This is a genomic window from Bacteroides sp., assembly GCF_028690125.1.
Taxonomy (GTDB): domain Bacteria; phylum Bacteroidota; class Bacteroidia; order Bacteroidales; family Bacteroidaceae; genus Bacteroides.
This window is the reverse complement of the sequence record NZ_JAQVBV010000149.1, coordinates 1-2502: the sequence shown is the minus strand read 5'-3', so window position 1 is coordinate 2502 and position 2502 is coordinate 1. Positions and strand designations below refer to the sequence as shown.

Genomic DNA, 2502 nt, shown 5'->3' with positions numbered 1-2502 from the left:
TGTATATATTAATTGAAAAGTATACCAGTATTTCAATTCAAAAGTATACCAATTTATTTAATTAATTCAACCCTGAGAAGTTTTTTTAGGGGTACCCCTAAAAAAACTTCTCAGGGTTGGCGGATTTTCGCATTTTGTTGTTTCATTTTTGATTTATCTCCTTTGTTTCTCTTACTCTATACGAGTCTCCATTCATATTCACTAAATATGCTTTATGTGTCATTCTGTCGACCAATGCTGCCGTCAAAACGGGATCACCAAATATTTCACTCCAACGATCGAAGTTTAAATTGGTGGTGATAATGGTTGATTTGTTTCCTGTTCGTAACGAGAGGTGGTTAAACAGCAATTCTGAACCTTCCTTATCGAAGGATATATAGCCAAATTCATCGCAAATAACCAGATCATATTTCTCGAACCTCAGTTCCGATTGTCGTAGGGTTCGTGAGGAGTGCGATTCACGCAATTGGGTAAGTAATCGGTGTACCGTTGTAAACAATACTTTATAACCCTGCAAACAAGCCTTAAGTCCTAATCCCACAGCAATATGAGTTTTGCCTGTTCCCGGATTTCCGGCAAGTACTATGTTTTGTCCTGATTTAATAAAGTCCAAGCGTTCCAATACGGGAAGTTTGGATGCAGCATCGGGGGGAAGAAGATCTCGTTTCAAATCGTGCAAATGCATTCTGGATGGGAATCCAGCTTGACGTATTAGCTCTTTTTTTCGGTTTTCCAATCGTTCCTCATATTCTCGCTCCATTAGTTTAAGTAAAAACTCTTCATATTGAGCATGTTCTTTAGCTGATTCTTGGGCGATATCCTCATACTCATTTCTAAACACGGGCAAACGTAACTCTTTGCTATAATGTATTATCTGATCTTTTAATTCGTTTTGTATTTTCATTTTTTGTATTGTTTTTTTTGTTGATATGTATTAATTCATTATTGCTGTCAGTTCTTTGAGCAAGTTCTTTGACTGAGTTGCCGTTTCGCTTTTGTCCAACACTATACAACTGTTTTCAGGGGTCTTGTTTCCTAAAATTGCAGTTATCTTTTCTGTAGTAATTGTATGTGTACAAAGGCTTAGGAGAAGTTTTACGGTTTCTTCCAACTTTACTTGTGCCACATTAAAGCGGACACAGAATTGAAGTAAATCAATAAAATCACGAGGATTGGAACTGAAAAAATCATCGTACAACTCTTTTAGATATGGACTACTCACAAGGGCTACGCTCGAGTTCAATGCACCCGGCTTGCGCTTAAATGTGGATAAATAATGTTCAATTGAGATCAACCACTGTTGGCGACCAAAATTACGCTCATGAGTAGCTATAAGGGCATTTCTGTAGAAAATCTCCAGCTTTTTACTATACACTTTTACATCCACAACCGATTCAACCAAATGATCTGATACAGAATAATGATTAGTACCAAAACAAATAGTGGCATATTTATCTGCTTTACAGGGAATTGACTCACTAAAAGCCAGTGCAGAACCTGTTTTGTATAAATGTGGTTGTTCTTGTTTGAACAATTCATTGGCCGTCAGACCTGTTAGTTGTTGCTTGGTTTGATTCAGCCGATCAACTGTTTGGTGTAAGTGTTCTTGTGCTTGGTCGAGTGTGAGAAATGAATACTTTGGTGCAAACGCCTTGCGTCTTACATATTCAACACTTCGTTCTACATGGCCTTTCTCATTACCGCTATAGATGTTGCAGAAACGGTGAGTAAACAGGTAATGACCACGCATTTCAAGCAATGCCCGAGTGGGTTCTTTTTCGTGTAAACCTACAAATCGAGAAACTGCAACACGCATATTGTCGTAAGTCATTTGTTGGTACACTCCACCTATATGGCTAAAAAACAAAGTGTGTGATTCCATAAATGCCAAGGTATCTTGACGTTGAAACAGAAGTGAATATCGGTAATTGCTGTATGCAAAGGTAAATACGGCTAAATAAAACCGATTCAACACGCCATTTATCTCCAGCTTGACCTCACCCCAGTCAAACTCGCAGACATCACCCGGCTGGTATACCTGGCGGATATACGCTTCTTTACTTGATTGCCTCTTGAGTTTGGCTCGAGTGTAGTTGCAAACGGTTGTGTAACCGACCTCAAAGCCTTGTAACTGCAATGATTCTAAAATATCAATGTTTTTTAAAACCTGTTTGCGCAAGCCTGAAGCCACTTTTAATTCATTGGCTGATAAATGAATATCTATGGCCTGTGAAACTTCTTGTGTCAACTTACGCTTGGCCCCAACTCTCGATGCGTAACTTGGTGCTGAAGTCAAGCTCCTTGATAACACAATATTAGAAGGTGATTGGTTATTTACTTGTTGAAGATTCTTGTATTCATCAACATAACGCTTTACTGTCTTACGATTGACCTGAAGATCACGTGATATCTGACGTTGACTCTTTCCATCACGATAACTCTGCAGTATTATTTCTTGTTTTGTATACATGTTTATCATTCTTTTATAACGAATTTTTATTC

The 2502-nt window shown here is 38.1% G+C and carries 2 protein-coding genes; both read right to left on the bottom strand.

Annotated features, from left to right (window positions below):
* Positions 1-142 precede the first annotated feature (142 nt).
* Positions 143-904 (bottom strand): IS21-like element helper ATPase IstB, encoded by a 762-nt coding sequence (istB, locus tag PHO71_RS26130; RefSeq protein ID WP_300209113.1) that lies wholly within the window; start codon positions 902-904, stop codon positions 143-145.
* A 30-nt stretch (positions 905-934) separates the two neighbouring features.
* On the bottom strand, positions 935-2479 hold the full coding sequence (gene istA / locus PHO71_RS26125) for an IS21 family transposase (protein ID WP_300209112.1): 1545 nt from the start codon (positions 2477-2479) through the stop codon (positions 935-937).
* Positions 2480-2502 lie beyond the last annotated feature (23 nt).

Bases quoted from the DNA above. Each gene is read 5' to 3' on its own strand.
- istB (WP_300209113.1), bottom strand. From the start codon at position 904: ATGAAAATACAAAACGAATTAAAAGATCAGATAATACATTATAGCAAA.
- istA (WP_300209112.1), bottom strand. From the start codon at position 2,479: ATGATAAACATGTATACAAAACAAGAAATAATACTGCAGAGTTATCGT.